Source organism: Amphritea atlantica, from assembly GCF_024347255.1.
Taxonomy (GTDB): Bacteria; Pseudomonadota; Gammaproteobacteria; order Pseudomonadales; family Balneatricaceae; genus Amphritea; species Amphritea atlantica.
Window position 1 is genome coordinate 1,495,685 of record NZ_AP025284.1, and the last position, 24,948, is coordinate 1,520,632.

Here is a 24,948-nt window from a genome sequence, read left to right on the forward strand (position 1 = left end):
CGTTTTCCGGAGCTCTCGTGATCCGGGGCCTCGTTTTCCGGAGCTTTCTTCCTGGCTATAAACGATAGCTTTGCCCCTCTGATGAGGGGCTTTTTTTAGCCTTTTATTGCCGCTAGTTGCTGGTTTCGCTCTGCTGACTAAACTGGTGCAGCGCCTCAAGACCCATAGCTACCAGGCTTTTCAGTTCGTTACAGGTGTCTGATGTGATTACTTCTTTATCCATCTCTATCGCTTTACTCCGCACGGCCAGTGAATGCAGACCGAAATTTGCCGCTGCTCCGGCCAGTTGATGGGCGAAACTTTGCATCGCCTTAAAATCTTCAGCCTCGTATGCCTGCTGCATCTTCTCAGTCAGTTGCTGACATTGCTGTTCTAGCTGATTAAGCAGGCGGATAAATTTCTCGCTGCCCAGCATGCTGCAATGTTGGCCAACCAGATGTTCATCGAGCATAGTCGTCATCTCATTTGTTGCTGTCACCGTTTCTGAAGGATTCGGCACAGATGCGTGAAGCTCGGTATTGTTAACGGCTGCCGGATGTTGACTCAGTAGTCGTTGTAGTTCGGTAAACTGCAGGGGTTTGCCGATCACCGCATCGATCCCGGCGGCATGATAGTTGTTGATCTCCGCTTCGGTAATACTGGCGGTCAGGGCGATCACCCGCACATTGGCTTTTTCCGGCGTGCGATGCTGGCGGATTCTGCGGGTGGTTTCCATGCCATCCATATCCGGCAGATGGATATCCATCAGTATCAGATCGTAGTCGTGCTGATCATGTTTCTGCAGGGCGGTATAACCGTTTTCAGCGATCTCAACCCGGTGTCCATCGCTTTCCAGCAGGCCTTTCGCCACCTGTTGATTGATGGGCGTATCCTCGACCAGCAAAATATCCAGTGGTGTTGGAGCTGTTGGGGCAGGCAGGCTGTCTATCAGGTTGTCCTGCTCTGTTGTCGTTAGCGCATAGGGGATGGTGAACCAGAACTGGCTGCCCTGTCCCGCGATGCTGCTAAAGCCGATCTCGCCCTGTTGCAGTTCGACCATTTTTTTGCTGATGGCAAGCCCCAGACCGGTGCCACCGTACCGGCGGGTAATGGACGAGTCTGCCTGGGAGAAGTGCTGGAAGATCCGGTGGTGCGATTCTTCAGGAATACCGATGCCACTATCTTCAACCGTAAAATGGATTCTGGTGGTCTGATCACTCTGAAGGGCGTCGACCGATATTTTAATGTAACCCTGCTGGGTAAACTTAATGGCATTGGCGCAGAGGTTCATCAATACCTGTACCAGACTGCGTCGGTCACCGAAAACCCTGTCGGGCAACGAGTCACTGATCACCAGTTCCAGTGACAGACGTTTTTCCAGTGTCATTGGCCGCAGCATCAACTCCAGTTCATTGAGCACCTGTCTGACGGAGAAGGGCGCGTTGTGCAGCTCCACCTGACCCGCTTCAGCCTTGGTGAAATCGAGGACATCATTGAGGATTGACAGGAGGTTCTGACCGGATTGGTAGATCGCCTCGACCTGTTCCCGCTGGTCAGGGAGAAGGTTGCCTTTATTAAGCAGCTGAGCCATCCCCAGAATCCCGTTCATGGGGGTTCTGATCTCGTGGCTGATGGTTGCCAGAAATTCAGACTTTGCCTGACTGGCGGCTTCTGACTTCTGCAGATTCAGCTGCGCCTGTTCCTTCGCTTTACGTTCGGTGATATTGCTCAGTGATCCCTCGTAGTAAACAACATTACCCTGGTCATCCAGCTCCCGGCGTGCCGAGATGGAGACATTTACGGGGGTACCATCGCGGCGCAGCCACTCGGTTTCGAAGCCTAGCACCCGGTTATCGGCAGATAACTGACTGAGGAAGCTGTGCAGGTCGATGCTGTTGGCAAAGCACTGGCTGCCAATATCGGTGATGGTGTGCAGAAACTCCTGTGGATTGGAATAGCCTAACAGTTCAGCCAGAGCCGGGTTAGCAGAGATAAAATGCCCCTGCGCACTGGCCCTGAAAATGGCTTCAACGGTGTTTTCAAACAGTGAGCGAAACTCCTGTTCTGACTGTTCCAGGCTGGAGTATAGCTTGGCATTTTCGATGGAGATGGCCGCCTGGGCCGAGAGTATTTGCAGGGTTTCCATGCGTGATGGATCGAATACATTTCGACTTTCATTGTTTTCCAGATAGAGCAGGGCGGTCAGCTCGCCGTGGTAGAGGATCGGCATGCACAGCAACGAACGGGGTTTGTGCGCCCGGATATAACTATCCTGCATAAACATATCATGACTGTGGGCATCACTGAGCACCACAATCTCTTTGGTGCGGGCGGTATAGTGAACAATACTGACCGGCAGCCTGGTGCAGTCATCCAGCGTTAGATTTTTGAAGAACCGGGGCGGCTGATCCAGCTCAGTTTCCGCTTCGATATAGTATTCGTCCCGCTCTTTAAGTATGAGAATAGCCCGTTGTGCTCCGGCACTCTCCAGCGCCAGTGCCATCAGCCTGCCGAGCAGTTTCTCCAGCACGATCTCATCGGAAATGGCCTGGGAAGAGCGGATAACCGAAATGGTATCCAGCTGCTGATTGGAAAAGGTGTCGCCGTCATCTGTGCTGGTCAGTGTTTTGTTCTTTTCGTTGTGGCTGATGCTACGACTGGCGAATAACTCCGGATAGCGGCTCTGTAGCTGTTGCAGCTTTGGTTTGACCTGCAGCTGCTGATACCGGTCCCAGGCATCATTAAGATAGGTGTGGGCAATATTCTGTTTATCCCACTCGATATAGCAACGGCCGGCCATCTCTGCGGCAAGTGCGGCTATCAGATGAAAATGGTTCCGCTGAGCGCAGCTGATGGCCGCATCATAATAGTCCATCGCTTTGTGAAACTGGCGAGTGACCCGATACAGTTCAGCTTGCAGCAGAGAAGCAAAATGCTGATGATTTTCAGGGCAGTGGCGAGCCTGGCGTTTGGCTCTGCGAAGTGCTCTGCGAATAGGTTTCAGCTTTTTGTTCTGCTGCAGAATACTGATATCAGATAGAAGTGCGAGCCTGGACAGGGCGGTTATATATTCAAAGCAGGGAGAGGAGTAGGTGCCGACGATATGCGGTAGATAGGGCGCGCCTGTTTCGCAATGCCAGTTAGCCTGTTGATAGTCTTCAAAAATAAAGCAGAGCAGCGCACAGTAGTGGTGATAGGTGGCGATCGCGGTGCGATGGTCTTCACTGTGGTGTTCATCCAGCATTGTTTGATTGAAAAAGCGGCCAAACAACCGGGTTGGATCTTCATTTTTCCCCAGCAGGTTATCGATTGCCTGTAATGCCTGCAGTGAATACTGTATCGATGGTTTTTGCCCATATTGCAGCAGTGCATTGGTGTAGTTTTCCAGTGTCGGCTGTAACTCTGCAAAATTGTCTGTCTGGGTAAACGCATACTGGATCCAGGCTGCCAGGCTATAGCTGCCCCACTCAATGTCGCCACAGTTGATCGCCTGTTGATGTCCCTCCATCAGCGAACTCAGTGAGTTCTGCAGCGGTTCTTTCCAGTGGCGTACATAAGAGTCGAACAGAGACATGGTGCGATGATGCAACAGGCGGTCGGGTTGGCGTTGGTCTAGCTCGATGGCGATGGAACCTAATCGATATCCCTGTTCAATGGCGAAATACTTGCCGCAGAGGATACCGCCATAACCGGCAAAGGCCATCGGGGAGTGCGCTGTAATACCCCGGGTGAGGGTGAGTTCGACCTCTTTGGCCATCACCAGTGGCCGCAGGGCCGAGCTGGAAAATTTTACCGCCCCGAACATACTGGCCAGTATCGACAGGGCTGCCAGATCATGAGGGTCCTGCATGGGGGCGGCGTTGAGTATCTGCTCCCGGCTGCGTCTGTGCAGTAACCACTGGGTTCTTAAAACGCCTTGCCAGATATGTCGTCTGCTGGGTTTTGAGGGTAGCTCTACCCCCAGCAGTTTAAGCACCTGCAGGGCCACTTTCATCGCCTGGTCGAACTGGTTCCTGGCAATATGCGACTGAATTCTGATCTCGAAGACTTTGACCCGGTCGAGCACGTTTTCACTATTCTGTATCACCTGATCGATCAGATAGTTCATCTGCTCATACTGGGCGCGGATATAGGCGGCTTCAGCGCCACTTTTATAGAGGGTTAAGGTCAGTTCGTAATGTTGTTGCCAGCTGTTATCCGGCAGTAGTTCAATGCCGGTCTGAAAATATTCCTGGGCGGCATCAAAGGCAGCTGAATCCAGTGCCTGCATGCCAGACTGGCAGTTGAGTGATGCCAGCTCGGTCAGCTCCGCGGTGGACTCGATCAGCGTGCGGGCGCTGTTCAGATGGTTGGTTATCTCGAACACCGGCCGGCTGTTTTGATCAGGAAAACGCTGTTGTAACAGCCGGCCTATCTGCAGGTGCAGTTGCTGCCGTTGATTTTCGGGGATCAGAGAGTAGGCCGCCTGCTGAATCCGGTCATGGACAAAGCGATAGCGGTGACGTTCGAAGCGCAGTCCTGAGCGGCTTGAGTAGTTGATATCCAGCGGAATGAGCAGCCCTTCACGCATGGCATCCATCAGGTTTCCGGTGGTGCTGTGGGGACTCTGTTCTAAGACAACGGCGAGGGTGTTGAGATCAAACGGGCTGCCGATACAGGCGGCCATCTGCAGCGCTTTCTGACTCGCATGAGACAGCTTTTGTATCTTACTGACCATCAGGTCGATGACGTTATCACTCATCTCCCGTGACTGGATTTTTTGTTCATCCCATTGCCAGCGGTTGTTCTGAAAGCGGATCAGTCCCTCATCATGCAGTGAGTAAAGAAACTGAATGAGGAAAAACGGGTTGCCCTGGGTCTTCTCCAGACAGATCTGCGCCAGCTCGGTGCAGTGTTGCGGTTCGGTTCTCAGGGTATCTGCAATCAGTCTGATAATCTGGGATTTGTTCAGCGGTTCAAGGAAGATCTCACTGATGTTGCTACTGCCCTGTTTTATCTTACTGATCGCCAGCGTCATGGGATGAGTCGGACTCACTTCCTGATCCCGGTAGCTGCCGACAATCAGCAGGTTTGACATATCACCCTTTTCACACAATGAGGTGATCAGGTTGAATGACGCCAGATCCCCCCAGTGAAGATCATCGAGAAACAGCAGCAACGGGGTTTCTGCCGTTGCAAATACGCTGAGCAGTGATTTCACCAGACGGGAGAAGCGGTTCTGCTCTTCGAGAATAGAAAAGCGGGGCGTATTTTTTTGTGGGCCAATGATCAGTTCCAGTTCAGGCACCAGGCGTATCAGGGCGTGGGCATTCTGCCCCAGGGCATTGAGGATCTGATCCCGGTAGCCTGTAATCTCCTGTTCGTTCTCGGTTAACAGCTGCCTGATCAGACCCTGCAGGGCGAGAAAAATACCGGAGTAGGGGCGGGTTCGACGGAACTGATCAAACTTGCCGCTGATAAACCGCCCGTTCTGTTCATGGATATAGTGACGCAGTTCGTGAACCAGACTCGACTTCCCCACGCCCGCGTAACCGGTAATCAGAATCAGCTCCTGACGTCGCAGATTCGCCTGATCGAAACTGTTACGCAGTTTCTGGATGGTTGCCGCACGCCCATAGAGACGTTGAGGGATGGAGAAGTGTTCAGAGATATCTTTACGGGCCAGGCTGAACAGCGGAATACTCTGGTGCTGCGTCCAAAGCGTCAGGCAGCGTTTCAGATCCTCAGAGATACCGAAGCTTGACTGGTACCGCTCCGAGGCATCTTTGGCCATCAGTTTCAGGACAATCCGGCTGAGCATCTCCGGCAGTTCAGGTTTAACTTTGTGGGGTGCCTGCGGGTGTTTGGCAATATGGCTGTGGATCAGTTGCAGACGATCTTTACCGGTAAAGGGTGGACGTCCGCAGAGTATTTCATAGAGGGTGACACCCAGGCTGTAAAAGTCACTGCGAAAATCGATATGTCGGTTGATCCGCCCGGTTTGCTCCGGCGCCATGTAACGCAGGTCATCAACGGAGAGTTGTTGTGAGTTCCAGCTGGCCTGTTCGCGGGTCAGCCGGGTGGCAATGGCGAAATCGATCAGTTGCACCTCTCCGGTTTCTGCTAACCAGAGAATATTATCCGGAGACAGTTTCTTATGTATCACCCGCTCGCTGTGCAGCCGTCCCAGCAGCTCGCAAAGCGCGATTGCCATCGGCAGAATCTGTTCCCAGGAATACTGTTTTTTTTGCATCATCTGCCTCAGGGATATGCCTCCCTGGTCAGGAAATATCAGCGTGGTCTGGTGGTTGACGCTGGTCAGAACTGAAGGTGCTATAACCCCCCTGATATCCAGGCTGCTGAGCAGTTCATATTCATGCTCAAAACGACTGATATCTTCGGGAGTGGTTGAGTTTTTGTTGAGCTGTTTGATGATGACTGGCTGCAGATCATTCTCCCTGAGGGCGCGACTGACCGTGCAGTGTTTACCCCGGTGGATAATGGTCTGGACCTGAAAGCCGGGAACATGGGACATAGATCAGTCAATCTCCCCGGCGAACATATACCCAGCGCCATGTGCCGTGAGTATAAAGTGGGGATCAAGCGGATTATCGTTAAGTTTACGTCGCAGGCGTCCAACCAGCACATCGACAGAGCGGTCATTGGGGTTCCATTCCCGATCATGAATGGCATCCATCAACTGATCTCTGCTGAGCACCTGACCCCGGCGACTGATGAGTGCATTCAGTAGTTTGAATTCGCCCTCTGGCAGACGTTCTGAAACAGCTTCCGGACTTTCCAGTAAGCGCTTGCTGCAATCCAGCGTCCAGCCTTCAAACTGAATCAGGTGTTTCTCCCTGGTTTCCGCTTTACCCGGTTGATCGGTGACCCGCCAGATCAGATTCTTGGCCCGCACCAGTAGTTCGCGGGGGGTAAAGGGCTTGGTGACATAGTCATCGGCGCCCAGCTCCAGTCCGACGATACGATCAATCTCATCGCCTTTGCTGGTCACCAGTATGATGCCGACTTTTGAGTGGGCTCTGAGTTCGCGGGTCAGTGTCAGTCCGTCCTTGCCGGGCAGATTGATATCCAGCAGCACCAGATCGATTCTCTCATCAAGCACCCGCTGTACCAGGCTTTCACCATGGTCGGTTTCACTCACCCGATAACCTTCGTTTTCAAAGTAGCTGACCAGCAGAGAGCGGGAGGCAAAATCATCTTCTACGATTAGGATGTGCGTCTGTTCAGTGGGAGCGGTCATGGTCTACTACTATTATAAGGGGTTGGTTGATCGTCAGACTTGAGTCTAGCAAGCTATCGCGATTCGGAACAGATATCTTCAATAAGTTGTGTTGTATCATGTTTCAGATAAAAATCTTTTATTAATAATGAGTTATATTCGATCAAAGATTCGTAGTTACATCCTGTTACATTAGATAACAACTTAGCACAAATTCACGGAAATTCATTTACACCGGACGGTTAGGTTAGTTGGAGTTGGGAGACCGGCGAACTAAAAAAATCGATGAGGGCCTGCATCTGTTCCGATTTACCGCAACAGATGCTGCACAGAAAATTCTTACAGGAGTGATTGGCCTTGAACAATAATAAATCCAAGCATGCACTACTCAGTGTGAGTGCACTGGCACTGATGGGGACTATGCTGACCCCGGCGGCGTCCTGGGCGATGGATGGTGAGAAGGTGATTCAGGAAAAATGTCTGAGCTGCCATACGCGCACCGGAAACCCCGAAACGCCATATTCAAGAATCAGTCAGCAGCGTAAAACGCCTGAAGGCTGGCAGATGACGTTGCAGCGAATGCAGCATCGGAACGGTCTGGTGCTCTCCTCTGAAGAGACTCAGGCAGTGATCCGATACCTGTCTGACACCCAGGGGCTGGCGCCTTCTGAAGCCGCGCCGTTCCGCTATGTGCTGGAACAGAAGCCAAACGTTGTTGAAGACGTTGATCCAGCGTACAAAGAGATGTGCGCCCGTTGTCACTCTAACGCCCGGTTCGGCTTACAGCGCCGTACCGAGGATGAGTGGAAAGAGCTGGTGAACACTCACATGGCGATCCATCCCACTACCGAGTTACATGCTCTGGCACGGGATCGTCGTTGGTACGACATCGCCCTGAATGAAACAGCCCCTAAGCTGGCGATGGATTATGCTTTCAATGATGCTGCCTGGAAACAGTGGCAGAAAATGGCAAAACCTAAGCTGGAAGGTAGCTGGTCTGTCGCGGGTTATATGCCTGCTAAGGGTGATTACAGCGCTATCCTGAAAGTAGTAAAAACTTCAGATAATAAGTATTCCGTTAATCTGGATGGCCATTATGCCGATGGCTCTTTACTGAGTGGTAATGGTGCCGCGCAGGTCTTTTCCGGTTATGAATGGCGCGCGTCTCTGACGATTGATGGTGTCAGCATGCGTCAGGTTATGGCCGCCTCTACAGATGGCACCTCCCTGACCGGTCGTATGTATCAGAGTGCCCACGATGAGATTGGCGGGGATCTGAGAGCGGTCAATGGCAGTGCCATCGTTGGTCTGTCTCCGAGTGCCCTGAAGCAGGGTGAAACATCCGAGGTCACCATTTTTGGCGGCTATCTGAAAGGCAGCGTTAATCTGGGGGCTGGTGTCAAAGTCCTTAAAGTCCTGTCCCGTGATGCTGACCGGGTGGTAGTAGCGGCTAAAGCGTCTGCTTCAGCCACTGTCGGAATGCGTGATGTCGCGGTGGGCGCAACCAAAGCCAAAGCGCAACTGGCTGTCTATGACAAGGTTGCAACCGTGCAGGTATCACCACCTCAGTCGCTGGCACGTATCGGTGGCAACGGCGGTAAGATTCCAAAAGTGCAATCAACCTACCGCGCGCTGGCGTTTAGTGCTGGTAAAGATGGCCAACCAGGCACTGATGATGATCTGCGGCTGGGGTATATGCCTGCCACCTGGTCGCTGAAACCACAGAATGAAGTGGCGGAAGAGGATCGGGATGTTGAGTTTGCCGGCACCATCGACAGCAACGGCGTCTTTACTCCGGGTGATACTGGCCCGAACCCACAGCGCAAGATGTCTACCAATAACGTTGGCATGCTGAAAGTGGTGGCTTCCGTTAAAGATGGCGATAGCACTGTTGAGGGTGAGTCAGACCTGCTGGTGGCTGTTCCGAGCTATATCAAACGCGCTATTCAGTAACACTGATAACAACCGCCAACATCTGTTGTAGCGAATAACAAGAAGAGAGACTGACAATGGGATCTTTAACTCTGGTAAAACCCAACCTGCATCTGGTTGATGTAGCGGAACGCAGGATGTTGTTCCATGTGCCGACCAGTAGCCTGTTTGAGCTGGATACGCTGGGCCGGGAACTGATCGAACTGTTTTCATCTGAAACGGAAGTGTCTGCGCTGCAGATTCGTGACCGCTTTGATGGCCGGTTCAGTGCTGGTGATGTGGTGGATACTCTGGAAGAGTTAAAGACACTGAAGGTCATTGCTGAAGCGGGCACCTGGGCGCAGATTAATAATGAGCCCAAGCCGGTGAAGCAGTTTCCGCTGACCACCATCGTACTGAACACCAATACCGGTTGTAACCTCAGTTGCACGTACTGCTACAAAGAGGATCTGACCACCCCGTCAAAGGGTGACAAGATGAGCTTTGACACCGCGGTGCAGTCGGTTGAGATGATGCTGAAAGAGTCTCCGGACCAGCGTCAGTACAACGTGGTGTTCTTCGGTGGTGAGCCACTCACCAATATGCCGCTGATCCGTAATGTGGTGGCCTACTGTGAAGAGCGTTTTGCGACGCTGGAAGCTGAGGTGAGCTTTACCATGACCACCAACGCCACCATGCTCAACGAAGAATTGGTGGACTGGTTTAACGAACACCGCTTTGGCCTGACGATCTCGATGGATGGTCCCAAGGCGATGCACGATAAAAACCGGATTACCGTCGGTGGGCAGGGTACTTACGATGTGGTGAAGCAGAAGGCGCAGATGTTGCTTTCGCGCTATACCGCACGGCCGATCGGTTGCCGGGTTACTCTGACCCGGGGCATCACCGATGTGGAAGCGATCTTCGACCATCTTTATCACGATCTTGGTTTCTCTGAAGTCGGATTTGGCCCGGTTACCTCCGGTGATATTACCTCGTTTAATCTCACTGCCGAGGAGATGGTTGAGGTGTTTGCGGGGATGAAACGTCTGGGCCGGAAGTATCTCGCGGCAGCACTGGAAGGTAAAAACCTGGGTTTCGGCAATATGCATATGCTGATGACCGACATCCATGAGGGCAACAAAAAACAGCTCCCCTGTGGTGCTGGTGTGGGTTTGCTGGCGGTGGATACCAAAGGTGGCGTCAACCTGTGCCACCGGTTTACCGGGTCGGATCAGCCGTTGTTCGGTGATGTCAGTGAGGGGTTGGATAAGCCCGCTCTGGCTGAGTTTATCGAAACCCGTCTGGACCGCAGTGATACCGGTTGCGAAACCTGCCGTATCCGTAATATCTGTTCCGGCGGTTGTTATCACGAAAGTTACGCAAAATACGGTGATGCGACCGTACCCTCCTACCATTACTGCGACCTGTTGCGAGACTGGGTCGATTTCGGAGTCGAGGCGTACACCCGCATCATGATAGAGAATCCGGGCTTTTTCGAAGCCCACGTCTCTCCTAGAAGGAGTGCTTAAATGAAACATCTGAAGTCGTTTAATAAAAAAGCGAAAATGCTTGATCAGACTACCTCCCCTGATCAGGTAGAAGAAGTCGTCGCGATGCAGACTATAGTCGGCTGCACCTCTACGAATGATCCGGGCTGGGAAGTTGATCCCTTTGGTGGTCTGGGTTCCCTGTGCCAGCCGATGGAATCTGACCTCTATGGCTGCGCGGATGCCTGCTGGTGGCCTGCCCAGGTGCCAGACACTATGAGTAACTACCCTGAGTGGTCTCAGGATGTATCCAAGGCAAATGAAGACTGGCGCAAGCTGGATGGCATTTTCCCGGAAGAGCAGAAGTAACGGAGGCGCAGATGAAATTTACCCATATGATAAAAGCCGCAGCGCTGATCGGTGCTGTAAGCAGTGTTGCGCTGATGTCCGGTTGTTCAACCAACCCATCCGCATCGCTCAATGGTATGAAAGGTGGTGGTCATGAGTATCTGTTGACGGTAAGCCGTCCTAATCAGCTGCATGTGATTGATACCGAAACCAATAAGATTGTCCGCAGCTGTGATGTTCCGGGTGTGTTCGGTCAGGGAACGGTTGAACCCTCACCGGATGGCCGGATCGCCTATGTCGGTACCAACAAGTGGGAAGACGTTGCCGGATTTGATATTACCAACTGCGATATGGTGTTCTTTGCTAAGCAGTCGGATAAAACCGTCACCGTTAAAAGCTTTGTCTCTCTGGCGGTCAGCCGGGACGGTAAGGAACTGTATACCATACAGAACCCAACCCGTAAGTTATCTGACCGGTATGAGGTGATGGAGCCCCAACTGGCTGTTTACGATACCAGTGCAGGTCTGGATGCCAAGCCGATCAGAACTTTCCCTGTGGGCCGTCAGATTACTAAAATCACGGCGATGGATACCGGAGAAGTGATTCTCGGTGGGCCAGACCTGCAGGCGATTAATCCGCAAACCGGTGAGATACGGATGCTGAGTAAGCTGCAACACTGGGACAGACCCGCTGATAAGTGGGTGCAGCCTGATGCGTTCGCCATGCACTCTCTGGGTGAACATGTCGACGAATTTATCATGCCGTACTTCACCATCAAGTGGAATGGCGATCCGGGTGATATGGAGAAGGCTGAGTTCTGGTGGGGGATGAGCCGGGTTGATCTGAAAACCGGTGAAGTTGAGCAAACCGAAACCGTGCCTTTTGAGTTTATTATCTTCAACTTTATTACCGATCCGGAAGATAGTGATGTAATCTATGGAGCGTTTAATACACTGTCAAAGCACAACATTCGTGAGCATAAAACGCTGGCTGTGCATAACATGGAACATACCTATTACGATCTGAACATGACCCATGACCGCACCATCTATGTGGGCGGTACCTCCAGTGATATCTCGATCCATGATCCGGATACCCTGGAAAAAATTGGTTCAATTCAGTTACCGGGTGATATGTCCACTTCAGGCATGCGCATTGCTTATCTAAAGTAATTCGGGATTGAAGTAGATCGGGACTATTACTCCGATAACCAGACTGATAGTCTGGTAAGTAAAGGCTGTCCTCTGACAGCCTTTTTTGTATCTGCTGAAAAGAGATGACGTAAGCATGATCAGATGGCTAAGTGCAGCAATTGATGGCCAGGACCGGGGCCGGTTAGAAGAGGCGTTCCGCTGGCTTTACACTTTTGTCCGGCCGCAATCGAGGGCTATCATCGGTCTGATGCTGTTGTCTGCGTTTGCCTCCGCCCTGGTGTTGTTGCAACCCTGGCTGACCAAGCTGCTGATCGACGAAGGTTTGCTGGCAAAAGATTACGGCATGCTGGTGACGATGGCCGTTGGCATGATTTTCGTCGGCATTATCAGTACCACGCTGTCGGGTATCAACCGTTATCTGCATACCCGGCTATCGGGCAAAATTCTCTTCTCCCTGCGCGAACATCTTTATGAACATCTGCAAACCCTGTCGCCGCAGTTCTTTGGCGGCCGCCGCATCGGCGATATTCTCTCCCGTCTGGACGGTGATGTATCACAGATTCAGCGTTTTGCAGTCGATAGTATGTTCTCCGCCCTGAGCAGTGTGCTGGGACTGGTGGGGGCGCTGGTGTTGCTGGTGACCCTGTCGTGGAAACTGTCGCTGTTGGTGCTGGTGCTGATTCCGCTGGAGGTACTCTGGTTACGCTGGATGCGCCGTAAAGTCGAACGTCAGGCGCGTATCATTCGTGAACGCTCAGCCGATCTTAGCTCATTTCTGGTGGAAACCCTGCCGGCGATGAAGTTTATTCAGGCGGTCTCCCAGGAAAAACGGGAATCACGCAAACTCCATAGCCTCAGCGACAATTATCTGACCGACCTGCTAAAGCTGCAGGTGACCGAATTCTTTACCCAGGCGATTCCTGGCACACTGACCTCACTGACCCGCGCCACGGCGTTTCTGATCGGCGGTTACTGGGTGATCGAAGGGCAGTGGCAGTTGGGTTCATTGATCGCATTTTCCACCTATTTAGGTATGGCTACCGGCCCGGTACAGAGCCTGTTAGGCTTGTATGTGGCGATCCAACGGATGTCGGTAAGCCTCGACCGGGTGATGGATCTGCGCCGGGCAGAACCGGATATCACCACTCCGGAACAACCCGCTTCACTGGCGGATGATATGCGCGGTGAGATCAGTTTTGACCGGGTCAGTTTTAGTTATGAGGGTCGAAATGAGCCGATTCTGAGTCATGCGAATACCGTGTTTCCGGCGGGTGCCAGTATCGCCCTGACCGGGCCATCCGGGGTGGGTAAATCCACCGTGATCGATCTGCTGATGCGTTATTACGACCCAGAGCAGGGGCGCATTCTCATCGATGGCGTGAATCTGAAACAACTGCCGCCGATGGCGCTGCGTAAACGGGTGGCGCTGGTCAGTCAGGATATCACCCTGTTCCGCGGTACCCTGATGGAAAATATCCGTTATGCCGCACCTGAAGCCCGCGATGCTGATGTTATCGCTGCCTGTGAACAGTCACAACTGACGGAGCTGATCGGCTCTCTGCCGCTGGGGCTGGAAACGCCACTGGGTGAGCGGGGCAGTCAGCTCTCCGGTGGTCAGAAACAGCGGGTAGCGATCGCCCGGGCGATTCTGCAACAACCGGCCATCCTGATACTGGATGAAGCGACCTCGGCGGTGGATGAAGCCACCGAAACCGAAGTGATCGCCAATGTTAACCGTATCTTTGCCGGTAAAACCCGCATTCTGATCAGTCACAGGGCTTCAACATTAAGCGGTGTTGATGTGCGAATTGAGTTAAACCGTGGCCAGTTAGTGGCTGAAAAAAGGCTGCCGGAGGTGAGCTGAGATGATGCGCAAGGAGTCTGATAAAGTGCTGATCGGTCTGGTCGACAGCGGTTTTGGTTTTGCCGGATCACCGCCAACCGGGACTGATCGGGTGGTTGTTTCTCAGGCATTCCGGTTCGATGAGGGTATCGTTTTAACACCGGTCATTGATGATCAGTTGGGGCACGGCTCAGCGCTATTAGAGGTGATTGCTGAGCAGGCACCCGATGCTGAGTTTGCTATTGCGCAGATATTCACCGAGCGATTAGCGACAACTCCGGCTCAGGTTGCCGCGGCGATCGACTGGCTGGTAGAACAGCAGGTGGATCTGATCAACCTCAGTCTGGGGCTGCGCAATGATCGCGAGATTTTACGCACTGCCTGCGAGCGGGCACTGGCTGCCGGGGTGATTATCTGTGCCTCCTCACCGGCTAAAGGCGATCCGGTCTATCCCTCGGCTTATCCCGGTGTGCTGCGTATGACCGGCGATGCCCGTTGTGAAAATCCGCAGCAGCTTTCCTGTCTGAAAACCCAGTACGCGGATTTTGGTGGCTATGTTACAGCCCGCAACGGCGTGATCGGGGCCAGTGCGGGATGTGCTCAGTTAACCGGCCATATCGGCCGCTATCTGAGCCAGGGTGGTGCTGCCGATCTGGCCTCAGTGGATCGCTGGCTGGAGAGTCAGGCGGACTATTTTGGTGTTGAAGTCCGTTTCCCTCAGGCGGTTAAGTCTGACAGTCGAGGTGAGGCCTGATGAGTATGGTTCAACAAAAATCGTTATCCCATATTATTGTGCTGGGGGGCGGACCTGCCGGAGGAGCCACCGCTCTGGGCCTGAGAAAACTGGGCTATGATGTCACCGTGATCGCCGAGCCAAGACCCTTTAAAGCGGTCGAAGGGATCTCCGAGCGGGTGTTGGAAGGGCTGCGCAATGCGGGGTTTAAGCAAGCCCTGGTGAACCTGCCGCCACCCTCACCACGCCTTGCCAGCTGGAACGGCGCAACCAACAGCGCCAATACCGAGATGCTGATCAACCGTAGTGAACTGGACCGGGGAATCGGCAGGGATCTCGAGGCGGCCGGGGTGAAGCTGATACCGGGGCGGGTTGGCAAAGTCAGTGAGACCGATGCCGGTTTTTCCGTTGCCCTGAAAGACTCAGAGACTGCTCTACTAAAGAAAGCTCCGCTAAAGGACGCTGCTCCGCTAAAGGCTGACTTTCTGGTGGAGGCCCGTGGTCGCAGTGCGCCTGCAGCGGGACTGGCGCGGTTGCGGGGCAGTGAAACCGTGTCCCTGTTGCAATACTGGCAGGGTGAACCCTGTCAGCCGCAGTCCGCTGCTGAAAGTTTTCAGGATGGCTGGGCCTGGATGGCCGCCTGGTCCGATGGTACCCGCTATCTGCAACTGACCTTTGATGTCGCCAGCGCCGATCTGCCGGACAAAGCCCAGCTGATCGATCACTGTAACGCTATCCTGCGCACTCTGCCCAGCGCTCAACCCTTTATTGCCAACGCTAAGCCAACCGGGGTTATCCACGCCCGCACCAGCACACCGATACTCTGCCGTGAGGCCGTCGGCGACAACTGGATCAGGGTTGGCGATGCCGCGATGGCGGTTGATCCTCTCTCAGGTAATGGAATTTTTCAGGCACTCTCCAGCGCATTGCAGGCTCCCGCGGTAATTAATACCCTGCTGCAACAACCTCAGAACCGATCCCTGGCGAAACAGTTTTATCAGCAGCGGGTTGATCATCTGTTCCACCGTTTTGCCCGCATAGGTCGGGACTTTTACGCCTCAGAAGAGCGCTGGTGGGATAACCCGTTCTGGGCCACTCGCCGCAACTGGCCGGATAGCAAACCCCTGCACCAGGAAACGGATCCTGACTCACTCCGGGTAGTCAGTATGCCGGTGGTCAGCAATGGACTGATTGAGGAACATGAGGTGGTGACCACCAATGACCAGCCGCTGGGGATATGGCACCTTAATGGTATACCGATGGCGCCGGTAGTACGGGCACTGCAGAGCAGAGAGCAGGGGACCAGTCCGCATTCCTGTCTTGAAACAGTATTGGGGATGAGTCCCGACATCGCCGCTGGGCTGACCCGTTGGTTGTATCAGAACCGCTGGTTGAAGGTGGAACGCTGATAGAAAAGCCGACTATAAATATTTTTTATTGTTTTACCTGAAATAGATACACGTAATTAACCGATACTTATCAACGAGCTTCTTTAGGTTAGCTGGTTTTATGACCTTTATTTAGGTTTATTTGATTTACTAAGCGGTTCATTTGAACCTATAATTGGTTCGATATGGTGTGATTACAAGCAATTTAACAGACGCTTTACTCATACACCTGGGTTTAAATAGGTGGTGCAGGCAGGAAAATACAATGCTGGAAGGTGTACTAGGCAACATCAACAAAGAACGGGTTCTGGTATATTTGATAGCACGGGGTGACGGCTATCCCCGTGAGATAGCCGCATTTTTTAATGCCCCGCTTACACCTATTCAGAAACAGGCTGAGAATCTGGAATCCGCTGGGGTTCTGTATAGCCGGTTTGTCGGCAGATCCCGTGTATATGCACTGAATCCACGTTGTGTATATATCAACGAGCTTACAGCACTGATAAACCGGATACTGGAGTTCTATCCAGAAGATATTTACGATGCGTTGATGAATAATCGTCGTCGCCCCCGCAAACCAGAGAAACCCCTGAAATTGACCCGTGCCAATGGCTGATCAGTCTGTGATTCATAAAGCGATCACTGCCCGGGACCTGGCCGGGTTGATAGCTTCTCACCTGGCGGCAAAGGGGATCGAGGTCACTCTGGTAGGTGGAACTTGTGTGTCAATCTACTCAGATAACTTCTATCAATCGGACGACCTTGATTTTGTTGACCGCTCATATACGCCAGGCAAAAAGCTTAAGGATGCGATGTCTGAAATCGGCTTCACACCGGTTGGGCGTTATTTCGAACATCCGGATTCGCCATTTGTCGTTGAGTTTCCTTCCGGACCGCTCTCAGTGGGTGATGACCCTGTTCGAAACTGGTCTACTTTGAGTACACCGTTAGGAACCTTTACACTGATTACCCCGGAAGATTGCATAAAAGACCGCCTTGCAGCTTATTTTCACTGGAATGATCGACAGGCTCTCGAACAGGCCGTCTGGGTTGCCCATGATCAGGTTGGGGAGTATCGCCCTGATGAGATTGAAAAGTGGGCTGAGCGGGAAGGAGAAGTTGATAAATTTAAAGAGTTTATTGCGCGTCTGAAGCGTTAATAGTTCGGTCCTCTTTTTGCTCTATGTTTGCTGCGCCATCTCTTCGCGCAGTTTATCGCGAATCTCCATCAGCATTTTGCCAAAGGCGTTGTTGCCGCGCATATCGCGGCCACTGCCCCAGAAGTAGTCGTACTGGGTGACATCGGCAATTTCGATCTCACCGGTATCCAGTAGCATTTGTGCAATTTCCGGATAAGTGCGGCATTTGATATAGGTACCGCGGGTCATGACGGTCACTTTAACTCTGTCCCAGTCATTGCGTTTTTCGTGCTTTTTGCTTTTGCCCAGTTTGGTCGCATCGGCTGGATGGAGGGCCTGGCGGATCTGCTCAGCATATAGCGTATCGTCAAACTTCATCGCCTGATAATAGTGTTCGACTGAGGGCCACTCATAACCATCCAGTTCGAAGGCGTGTTTAGAGTATGAGGCCAGCGGGTTAGTGGGATCAATCCGGGTCAGCGTTAGTAGTTTCTTCGCACTCTTGGGGCTAAAAAACATCTTTGTTTCTCCACGTAATCGAGAGGCCGATAAAATACAGAGGCCAGGGTTGATGATCCCGGCTATCCGATTATCTGCTTATGAATGATATCTCGGCTAACAAATTGGAATCAGGTAATTCAACTCAAGGGTGGCTGTATGAATTTTCATTCATTATAAACCTTAATCAGAAGGGGCGGCATAATGGATAGCCAAACTCTGTTTCCAAAGATTAATAGTGAATACTGATACATGACAAGCGCTTACTAAAAGCGATACTTTGTTAAAAAAGTCGGTGTCCCTTTCTCTTAGCGTATTTGGGGTAGGGGAGTAGGAGCTGCTTCCAGCAGCGAATCAGAGAGGAGGCCTGTGGGCTCAGGAGGACGGCGATTGGTGGTAAATAGTTTCCTGTATCAGCCAGTAATTATCGAGACTGGGTGTCGTTTGGCAGAGAAAGTTAAAAGAGCCGCAGACTCTGCAGCTCTTTTCGGGTGAACCTTTATCTGATTCAGATACTCATTAGCACCGACTTAACCTCGGTGTAGTGTTCAATGACATCGCTGCCCATCTCCCGGCCCAGGCCGGATTGTTTAAAGCCTCCGAACGGCAGGGCAGGGTCGAGGGCGGTATGGCAGTTGACCCAGACGGAACCGGACTTGATGCGCGGAATCATGCGGTGTACCTGTGACAGGTTGTTTGACCAGATGCTGGCGCCGAGGCCGTACTGGCTGTCGTTGGCGATACGCACCGCTTCTTCAATATCATCAAACGGCATCGCTACCAGTACCGGCCCGAAGATCTCCTCCTGCACCACGCTGGCGTTCTGATCTACATCCACCATCACCGTGGGTTTAACAAAGAAGCCCGGGCCGGGTACTGCAATACCTCCGGTGGTAACAGTGGCTCCGCCGTTACGTCCCTGTTCGATGTAGTTGCACACGCGGTTTTGCTGTTTGGCTGAGATCAGTGGCCCCATCTGAGCATTGGGATCGAGACCATGGCCCAGGGTCATTCCTTCAGCAATAGCGGAGATATCGGCGACCACATTATCGAAATGCTTTTTATGCACATAAAGGCGTGAACCGGCGCAACATACCTGGCCCTGATTGAAGAAGATCGCGTTGGCGGCACCAGCTGCGGCGGTCTGCAGATCGGCATCTTCCAACACGATAGTGGGGGACTTACCACCCAACTCGAGGGTGACCCGGGTCATACTGTCCATCGCGGCCTTGCCGATCAGTTTGCCCACCTCAGTGGAGCCGGTAAAGGTGAGTTTATCCACATCCGGATGATGGGAGAGGGCGGCACCCGCTTCGATACCGGTGCCGGTGACCACATTCAGGACACCCGGTGGATAACCCGCTTCCAGTGCCAGCTGGCCCAGCATCAGTGCGGTCATCGGGGTTTCATCGGCAGGTTTAAGAACAACTGTGCAACCGGTTGCCAGTGCCGGGCCCAGTTTCCAACAGGCCAATAGCAGGGGGAAGTTCCAGGCGACGATGGCGCCGACGACGCCCACCGCTTCCCGGCGGGTATAACCATGAAACTGGGCGTCCGGCATAAACGGTACAGATACATCGACACTGCGTCCCTCGATCTTTGTCGCGAAGCCGGCCATATAGCGCAGGAAATCGATCGCCAGGCGGATATCCACATGCTCTGCGATCACTACACTCTTACCATTATCCAGCGATTCAATCTCTGCCAGCAGTCGGGCATGCTTCTCTATCAGGTCGGCGAAGTTCCACAGTAGTTTTTGTCGATCAACTGGCTTGATTCGGCTCCAGTCTGAATCTTCGAAGGTTTTGCGGGCCATAGCGACCGCTTTATCAATCTCTGCTTTATTGCCGCTTGGGACCGCAGCGATCTGTTCGCCGTTTGCGGGATTGATGACAGGCAGTGTCCGTCCATCTTCAGCGTCCAGCCACTGATCACCAATCAGGAGTTTATGTTGCCGCTGAATAAAGTCCATCGCTTGTGCCGATGGTGAAAATTGTGATTCGCTCATATTTTATAGACCTGTTTATAGTTGTATGCAGATATTAAGAGAGGCCTGAATACTGCTCAGGCAACCCGACACTTAGTGATACGGTTATCGCAAGGGCTGTGCCAGAGTGCTTGAATAGTCTTAATTGATTGTTTTATATGAATAAATATGAGAATTCATATGGGGAATATGCGCTGCCTGATTGTTTTACTCTGAGACAGGGTGTTAAAAAATAAGTCAGTTGGCCGCTCTGTCTGTGTGCCATCAGATGGATGTTGCACCCGGTTACCGTTCTGGCTTTGCCTGACTGTTACATTTTTGAACAACGGTGTTGCGTTATTGAACAGTGGCCGTCTTGATTTTTTCTACAGGATTACCCTGATTTTTCATAATTCATTGAAAAATATACAGATATCTCTATTGGCACAGGCCGTGCTTTATATCCCTTCAGGTTAGAACTTTGGGTTGCGTTCAGCAGCTCAACTAAATAAACAACAAAAGGAGTCTGGCCTTGATGAAGAAATTGAGATTACCCCGGCTATCGGGTGGGCTTCTGCTGGCAGGATTATTCTTGCCAACAGGGGCTGTTCAGGCGGGTGATGCTGAAGCCATTATTCAGAATAAATGTGTGGCATGTCATACCCAGGAGAGCGCCAAGCCTCTGCAGATGAGCCGCATGAGTCATCAGCGTAAAACCCCTGAGGGATGGTTGATGACGATCGCCCGGATGCAGGTGATGCATGGCCTGGAAGTCACCGACGATGAACGGCGCACACTGGTGAAGTACTTTGCTGATAAGCAGGGGCTTGCACCGGAAGAAACTGCAGGTTCCCGCTATGCCATGGAGCGTCGTCTGAACACCATGGAAAACTTTGACTCACCAGAATTCACCGATATGTGTGCCCGTTGTCATTCCGGTGCCCGGGTGAAACTTCAGCGTCGGCCGGAATCGGAGTGGAAGCATCTGGTGAACTTCCATCTGGGACAGTGGCCCTCTCTGGAATATCAGGCGCTGGCGCGGGATCGTGACTGGATAGGTCTGGCCCTCAACGAGATGGTGCCTGCTTTGGCGAAAGAGTTGCCACTGCAATCAGCCAGCTGGGATAAATGGCAGAGCGCTAAGAAAATGCCTGCCAGCGGTAGCTGGAGTTTCAGTGCTCAGATGCCAGGAAAAGGCGATATTCGCGGCGTCATGACGGTCTCTGGTGGTAAAGATGATCAGTATAAGGTGAGTGTCGACGGTGAGTATGCCGATGGCTCTGCGCTGAAAGGCAGCGGTAGCGCTATCGTTTACACCGGTTATGAGTGGCGTGCCAATCTGACCATTGATGGGGTGAAAATGCGTCAGGTATTTGCCCTGTCGAAGGATGGCTCCGAACTGACCGGCCGCATGTTTGAAGCGGTACACGATGAAGCGGGGATGGACTTCACTGCAGTGAAAGCCGGCACTACGCCAACCCTGCTCGCTGTTCAGCCGGGCTATATCCGTGCAGGTAGTACCGGCGTGCTGACACTGGTCGGCACCGGGCTGGGTAAACAGGTCTCCCTGGGCGATGGCATCCGGGTTATCAGTGAACTCTACCGCGATGATAACAAAGTGGTTGTTCAGGCGACGGCTGAGAGTCAGGCGAAACCGGGCTCCCGCAATGTGGTTGCAGGTAAGGCCAATGGCGCCATGCTGACCGTCTATGATCAGATCGGCAGTGTTAAAGTGGTGCCCGATTTTGCGGTGGCTCGCGTCGGTGGAAATGGCGGTTCTACGCCGAAATATAATGGCCATTTCCAGGCGGAAGCATGGATGAATGGTGCGGATGGCAAGCCTGGCACTGAGGATGATATGCGCATCGGTTTTGTCCCGGCTAAATGGCATGTTGAGCCATTTGATGAGCAGGCGGCTGCCGACCGGGATACCCATTTTACCGGCCGGATGGATGAGACAACCGGTGTATTTACTACCGCTGGATCAGGTCCAAACCCCGAGCGTCGCATGTCAACCAATAATGCCGGCAATCTGAAAGTGGTGGCCGAAGTTAAGGAGGATGCCGAGACTCTGAGTGCTGAAGGCCAGATGATTGTGACTGTACAGCGCTGGAATAATCCACCCCTGCCATAAGCAGTTCCTGACTACTAATGAGCGATGTTGCTGGTCTGTTAGAAGAGATCACAGCATACCGAAAAAATAATAGTGAGGAGGGTCGTTCTATGGGCGCCCAATTAAATCTGGTAGAGCAGAATCTGCATCTGGTGGCTGTCAGTTCGCGGCAGATGCTGTTTCATATACCTTCAAGCAGTCTGTTTGAGCTGGATGGTCTGACTGCGCAGCTGATTGAGCTATTGCGGCAGCGGCCAGAGCAAACCGCAGAGCAACTGATTGGTGAACTGTCAGCACAGTATCCCACAGATCAGATTGCAGAAACGCTGCAAGAGCTGATCGCACTGGAACTGGTGAGTGATGGTTCGCCGTTAACGCCGGAGATTGCACTGAAGAAGATTACCGAGTTTCCCATCAATACCCTGGTGTTGAATGTGAATACCGGTTGCAACCTTAGCTGCAGCTACTGTTACAAAGAGGATCTGGATAAACCCTCTGAAGGCAGGAAGATGCAGTTCGACACCGCGAAACAGTCGCTTGAGATGCTGATCGCTGAGTCACCCCATGAGACGCGTTATAACATCGTCTTCTTTGGCGGTGAGCCGCTGTCGAATTTCGGCCTGATAAAGGATGTCGTCAGTTACGCTGAACAGCGCTTCGCTGAGCTCGGTAAGCCGGTGGACTTTACCATGACCACCAACGCCACCCTGCTGACGGAAGATATTGCTGACTGGCTCAATGAACACCGCTTCGGGCTCTCGGTGAGTATGGATGGCCCGAAGGCGATTCACGATAAGAACCGGATCACCGTGGGTGGGCAAGGCACCTATGATGTGGTCAGCCGCAAAGCGAAAATGCTGCTGTCCCGCTTTCGTGTGCGCCCGGTGGGTGCCCGGGTTACGCTGACCAGAGGGATTACCGATGTGCAGCGGATCTGGGACCATCTGTTCAATGAACTGGGCTTCGCCGAGGTTGGTTTTGCACCGGTTACCTCCGGTGATATCAGCCATTACAACCTCAGTGATGAGGAGCTGGCCGAGGTTTTCCATAATATGAAGCTGCTCGGTCAGCAGTATCTGGAGGCTGCGCTGCAGCACCGTAATATCGGTTTCTCCAATATGCATCAGCTGATCACCGACCTCCATGAGGGCAACAAGAAAGCACTGCCCTGTGGCGCCGGTGTGGGACTGCTGGCGGTGGATCATGAGGGTGGTTTGAACCTCTGTCACCGTTTTACCGGATCAGATCTGGAGACCTTTGGTGATGTACAGACCGGTATCAATAAAGAGCGTCTGGGCGGCTTCCTTGAGCAGCGTCTGGATCGTACCGATACCGGTTGTTCCAGTTGCCGTATCCGTAATCTCTGTTCCGGTGGTTGCTACCATGAAAGCTATGCCCGTTTTGAAGACCCGACTCAACCCGTTTATCACTACTGCGATCTGATGCGTGACTGGGTGGACTTCGGTATCGAAGTCTACAGCCGCATCATGGCCGAGAATCCGGCCTTTATCGACAGTTACATATCTCCCCGGAGGGCTCACTGATATGAAACATCTCAAGCCTGTTAATAATAAAGCACACACTCTGACTAAGGCCGTTGCCGATGATCAGGTAGAAGAAGTCGTGGCGATGCAGTCCATCGCCGGTTGTACCGCCACCACCGATCCCGGCTGGGAAATTGACGCCTTTGGTGGTGTCACCTCCCTGTGTCAGCCGATGGAGTCCGATCTGTATGGTTGTGCCGACCCCTGTTGGTGGCCAGCCCAGGTGCCGGATACCATGAATACCTATCCGGACTGGAATGAAAATGCAGCCAGCACGCTGGATAACTGGCGCAATCTGGGAACCGTGTTCCCGGCTGATAAAGACTAACCGAACAGGATGCTAACGATGAGAAAAAGAAATATGCTTCCTCGCAGCATGACTGTCATGCTGACGACCTTAACGCTGGGTGTAACCGCTTTAACCAGTGGTCTGGCGATTGCCGCAAAGGGGCCTGCGCTGAAAGCTGGCAACGAATATATGGTGGTGGCTAACTATCCCAACCAGATGCACGTGCTGGATCTGCAAAGCGATACACTTTATAAAACCTGCGATATGCCGGGCCGTTTTGGTCCGGGAGCACTGCAGGTCGCGCCGGACAAGAAAACTGCCTATATCCTCAACAATGGTTATGAGGATATCTATGGTGTGGATATGGACACCTGCGAGGTAAAATTCCACGCGAAGATGGCGCAAAGCAAAAAAGAGCGGACTAAAACCATCTATGCCTTTGCCCTGAGTTATGACGGCAAAGAGTTATATGCAGTACAGAACCCAACCCTGATGGAGCGGGATCATTATGTAGTTCAGCCAACCCGGCTGGCGGTGTATAGCACCGACGCTGGGATGGATGCCAAACCGGTGCGGATCTTCCCCTCACCCCGCCTGGTGACGGCAATGCAGGTAGGTAAAGATGGTGGTCTGTATATGGCCGGTGCAGACATCTATAAAATGGATGTAAAAACCGGTGAATACGAGGTGGCCGTTCCAAGTCGTAACTGGAAACGTGAGCGCTATGTCCAGCCAGATGTACTGAACGTCTGGGCGGTGCAAACACCGACTAAAGACTTCACTATTCTGTATACCACGGCGCGCTTTCAGGAAGGCTCTGAAGACCTGGATACCGCCGACTGGCTGTATGGTTATTTCAATATCAATCTGGACACCGGGGCAACGGAAACCAAAGATTTCGGCCCGATCACCGAGCTGTATTTCACCGGCACCCGTTCACCGAAAGACCCCAACATTATGTATGGCGTGCTTAACCGACTGGCCAAATATGATATTGAGAAGCAGACGCTGCTGAAAGCGGCTGAGCTGGATCACTCCTACTACTGCGTGACAGTCAACCAGAGCGGCAGCAAAGTCTATCTGGCGGGTACCAACAATCATGTCGCTGTCTTCGATGGCGATAGCCTTGAACGGCTGAAAACCATTCAGTTGCCCGGTGGGGATATGTCCACCACCACCGCCCAGGCATTTGTTCGCTAACACTCCTTTTTAACGCTGAATACTCCCTCCGGGTAGCTTCAACTGAAGCTGCTCAGGGGGGACTTTGCCTGAATATCTGGCCGAAACAATAGACGGCTGATCAGCCGGGTCTGATAACGGGCAGACTATCTTTA

17 protein-coding genes are annotated in these 24,948 nt (G+C 52.6%); 13 read left to right on the forward strand and 4 right to left on the reverse strand.

The window, feature by feature from the left end; genetic code table 11:
- Positions 1–112: 112 nt before the first annotated feature.
- Entirely contained in the window at positions 113–6,493 is a 6,381-nt protein-coding gene (locus tag OCU43_RS06825; protein ID WP_091352646.1) for an AAA family ATPase, read from the reverse strand.
- A 3-nt stretch (positions 6,494–6,496) separates the two neighbouring features.
- Positions 6,497–7,219: a response regulator gene (locus OCU43_RS06830; RefSeq protein WP_091352648.1), complete on the reverse strand. Its 723-nt coding sequence runs from the start codon at positions 7,217–7,219 to the stop codon at positions 6,497–6,499.
- 336 nt (positions 7,220–7,555) lie between these two features.
- Here OCU43_RS06830 and peaA (OCU43_RS06835) point away from each other — a divergent pair, with 336 nt between their 5' ends.
- The 9 genes from peaA (OCU43_RS06835) (at position 7,556) to OCU43_RS06875 (ending at position 17,225) form a co-directional block, all read left to right on the forward strand.
- Positions 7,556–9,151: a quinohemoprotein amine dehydrogenase subunit alpha gene (peaA, locus tag OCU43_RS06835; RefSeq protein WP_091352651.1), complete on the forward strand. Its 1,596-nt coding sequence runs from the start codon at positions 7,556–7,558 to the stop codon at positions 9,149–9,151.
- A 56-nt stretch (positions 9,152–9,207) separates the two neighbouring features.
- A complete protein-coding gene (peaB, locus tag OCU43_RS06840; protein WP_091352653.1) occupies positions 9,208–10,641 on the forward strand; it encodes a quinohemoprotein amine dehydrogenase maturation protein in 1,434 nt (477 codons plus the stop codon).
- The gene (gene qhpC, locus OCU43_RS06845) at positions 10,642–10,968 is read left to right on the forward strand and encodes a quinohemoprotein amine dehydrogenase subunit gamma (RefSeq protein WP_091352656.1); all 327 of its coding nucleotides are present in this window, start codon (positions 10,642–10,644) and stop codon (positions 10,966–10,968) included.
- 11 nt (positions 10,969–10,979) lie between these two features.
- Positions 10,980–12,119, forward strand: a complete 1,140-nt coding sequence (peaD, locus tag OCU43_RS06850; RefSeq protein ID WP_091352659.1) for a quinohemoprotein amine dehydrogenase subunit beta — start codon at positions 10,980–10,982, stop codon at positions 12,117–12,119.
- Between the two features lie 115 nt (positions 12,120–12,234).
- Positions 12,235–13,965, forward strand: a complete 1,731-nt coding sequence (locus tag OCU43_RS06855) for an ABC transporter ATP-binding protein (RefSeq protein ID WP_091352662.1) — start codon at positions 12,235–12,237, stop codon at positions 13,963–13,965.
- Position 13,966: 1 nt separating this feature from the next.
- Positions 13,967–14,698, forward strand: coding sequence for a subtilisin-like serine protease QhpE (gene qhpE / locus OCU43_RS06860; RefSeq protein ID WP_245756470.1), 732 nt, complete (start codon positions 13,967–13,969; stop codon positions 14,696–14,698).
- Positions 14,698–16,086, forward strand: a complete 1,389-nt coding sequence (gene qhpG, locus OCU43_RS06865; protein WP_245756471.1) for a flavin-dependent monooxygenase QhpG — start codon at positions 14,698–14,700, stop codon at positions 16,084–16,086. The genes qhpE and qhpG overlap by 1 nt, the downstream gene beginning before the upstream one ends.
- Before the next feature lie 244 nt (positions 16,087–16,330).
- Positions 16,331–16,681, forward strand: coding sequence for a winged helix-turn-helix domain-containing protein (locus tag OCU43_RS06870; RefSeq protein ID WP_091352664.1), 351 nt, complete (start codon positions 16,331–16,333; stop codon positions 16,679–16,681).
- Positions 16,674–17,225 (forward strand): hypothetical protein, encoded by a 552-nt coding sequence (locus tag OCU43_RS06875; RefSeq protein ID WP_091352666.1) that lies wholly within the window; start codon positions 16,674–16,676, stop codon positions 17,223–17,225. Before OCU43_RS06870 ends, OCU43_RS06875 begins: the two co-directional genes overlap by 8 nt.
- A gap of 21 nt (positions 17,226–17,246) precedes the next feature.
- Here OCU43_RS06875 and ybiA read toward each other — a convergent pair whose 3' ends face one another.
- Positions 17,247–17,723, reverse strand: a complete 477-nt coding sequence (gene ybiA, locus OCU43_RS06880) for a riboflavin biosynthesis intermediates N-glycosidase (RefSeq protein ID WP_091352669.1) — start codon at positions 17,721–17,723, stop codon at positions 17,247–17,249.
- Positions 17,724–18,210: 487 nt separating this feature from the next.
- A complete protein-coding gene (locus tag OCU43_RS06885) occupies positions 18,211–19,710 on the reverse strand; it encodes an aldehyde dehydrogenase family protein (protein ID WP_091352672.1) in 1,500 nt (499 codons plus the stop codon).
- Positions 19,711–20,203: 493 nt separating this feature from the next.
- Between OCU43_RS06885 and peaA (OCU43_RS06890) the strand changes: the two genes are divergently transcribed.
- The 4 genes from peaA (OCU43_RS06890) to peaD (OCU43_RS06905) all read left to right on the forward strand — a co-directional run bounded on the left by peaA (OCU43_RS06890) (position 20,204) and on the right by peaD (OCU43_RS06905) (position 24,814).
- Positions 20,204–21,802: a quinohemoprotein amine dehydrogenase subunit alpha gene (peaA, locus tag OCU43_RS06890; RefSeq protein WP_091352674.1), complete on the forward strand. Its 1,599-nt coding sequence runs from the start codon at positions 20,204–20,206 to the stop codon at positions 21,800–21,802.
- Positions 21,803–21,891: 89 nt separating this feature from the next.
- Positions 21,892–23,325 (forward strand): quinohemoprotein amine dehydrogenase maturation protein, encoded by a 1,434-nt coding sequence (gene peaB, locus OCU43_RS06895; protein ID WP_091353848.1) that lies wholly within the window; start codon positions 21,892–21,894, stop codon positions 23,323–23,325.
- A gap of 1 nt (position 23,326) precedes the next feature.
- Positions 23,327–23,653, forward strand: a complete 327-nt coding sequence (gene qhpC / locus OCU43_RS06900; RefSeq protein ID WP_091352676.1) for a quinohemoprotein amine dehydrogenase subunit gamma — start codon at positions 23,327–23,329, stop codon at positions 23,651–23,653.
- A gap of 18 nt (positions 23,654–23,671) precedes the next feature.
- Entirely contained in the window at positions 23,672–24,814 is a 1,143-nt protein-coding gene (gene peaD / locus OCU43_RS06905) for a quinohemoprotein amine dehydrogenase subunit beta (protein ID WP_091352679.1), read from the forward strand.
- The last annotated feature ends 134 nt before the right edge of the window (positions 24,815–24,948 follow it).

What these genes read in the sequence shown, in the direction of transcription:
- qhpG (WP_245756471.1), top strand. Translation starts at nt 14,698, where the DNA reads ATGAGTATGGTTCAACAAAAATCGTTATCCCATATTATTGTGCTGGGG.
- qhpC (WP_091352656.1), top strand. Translation starts at nt 10,642, where the DNA reads ATGAAACATCTGAAGTCGTTTAATAAAAAAGCGAAAATGCTTGATCAG.
- ybiA (WP_091352669.1), bottom strand. Translation starts at nt 17,723, where the DNA reads ATGTTTTTTAGCCCCAAGAGTGCGAAGAAACTACTAACGCTGACCCGG.
- qhpC (WP_091352676.1), top strand. Translation starts at nt 23,327, where the DNA reads ATGAAACATCTCAAGCCTGTTAATAATAAAGCACACACTCTGACTAAG.
- OCU43_RS06870 (WP_091352664.1), top strand. Translation starts at nt 16,331, where the DNA reads ATGCTGGAAGGTGTACTAGGCAACATCAACAAAGAACGGGTTCTGGTA.
- qhpE (WP_245756470.1), top strand. Translation starts at nt 13,967, where the DNA reads ATGATGCGCAAGGAGTCTGATAAAGTGCTGATCGGTCTGGTCGACAGC.
- peaD (WP_091352679.1), top strand. Translation starts at nt 23,672, where the DNA reads ATGAGAAAAAGAAATATGCTTCCTCGCAGCATGACTGTCATGCTGACG.
- peaB (WP_091353848.1), top strand. Translation starts at nt 21,892, where the DNA reads ATGGGCGCCCAATTAAATCTGGTAGAGCAGAATCTGCATCTGGTGGCT.
- OCU43_RS06825 (WP_091352646.1), bottom strand. Translation starts at nt 6,493, where the DNA reads ATGTCCCATGTTCCCGGCTTTCAGGTCCAGACCATTATCCACCGGGGT.
- OCU43_RS06885 (WP_091352672.1), bottom strand. Translation starts at nt 19,710, where the DNA reads ATGAGCGAATCACAATTTTCACCATCGGCACAAGCGATGGACTTTATT.
- peaB (WP_091352653.1), top strand. Translation starts at nt 9,208, where the DNA reads ATGGGATCTTTAACTCTGGTAAAACCCAACCTGCATCTGGTTGATGTA.
- peaA (WP_091352674.1), top strand. Translation starts at nt 20,204, where the DNA reads ATGAAGAAATTGAGATTACCCCGGCTATCGGGTGGGCTTCTGCTGGCA.
- OCU43_RS06830 (WP_091352648.1), bottom strand. Translation starts at nt 7,219, where the DNA reads ATGACCGCTCCCACTGAACAGACGCACATCCTAATCGTAGAAGATGAT.
- OCU43_RS06875 (WP_091352666.1), top strand. Translation starts at nt 16,674, where the DNA reads ATGGCTGATCAGTCTGTGATTCATAAAGCGATCACTGCCCGGGACCTG.
- OCU43_RS06855 (WP_091352662.1), top strand. Translation starts at nt 12,235, where the DNA reads ATGATCAGATGGCTAAGTGCAGCAATTGATGGCCAGGACCGGGGCCGG.
- peaD (WP_091352659.1), top strand. Translation starts at nt 10,980, where the DNA reads ATGAAATTTACCCATATGATAAAAGCCGCAGCGCTGATCGGTGCTGTA.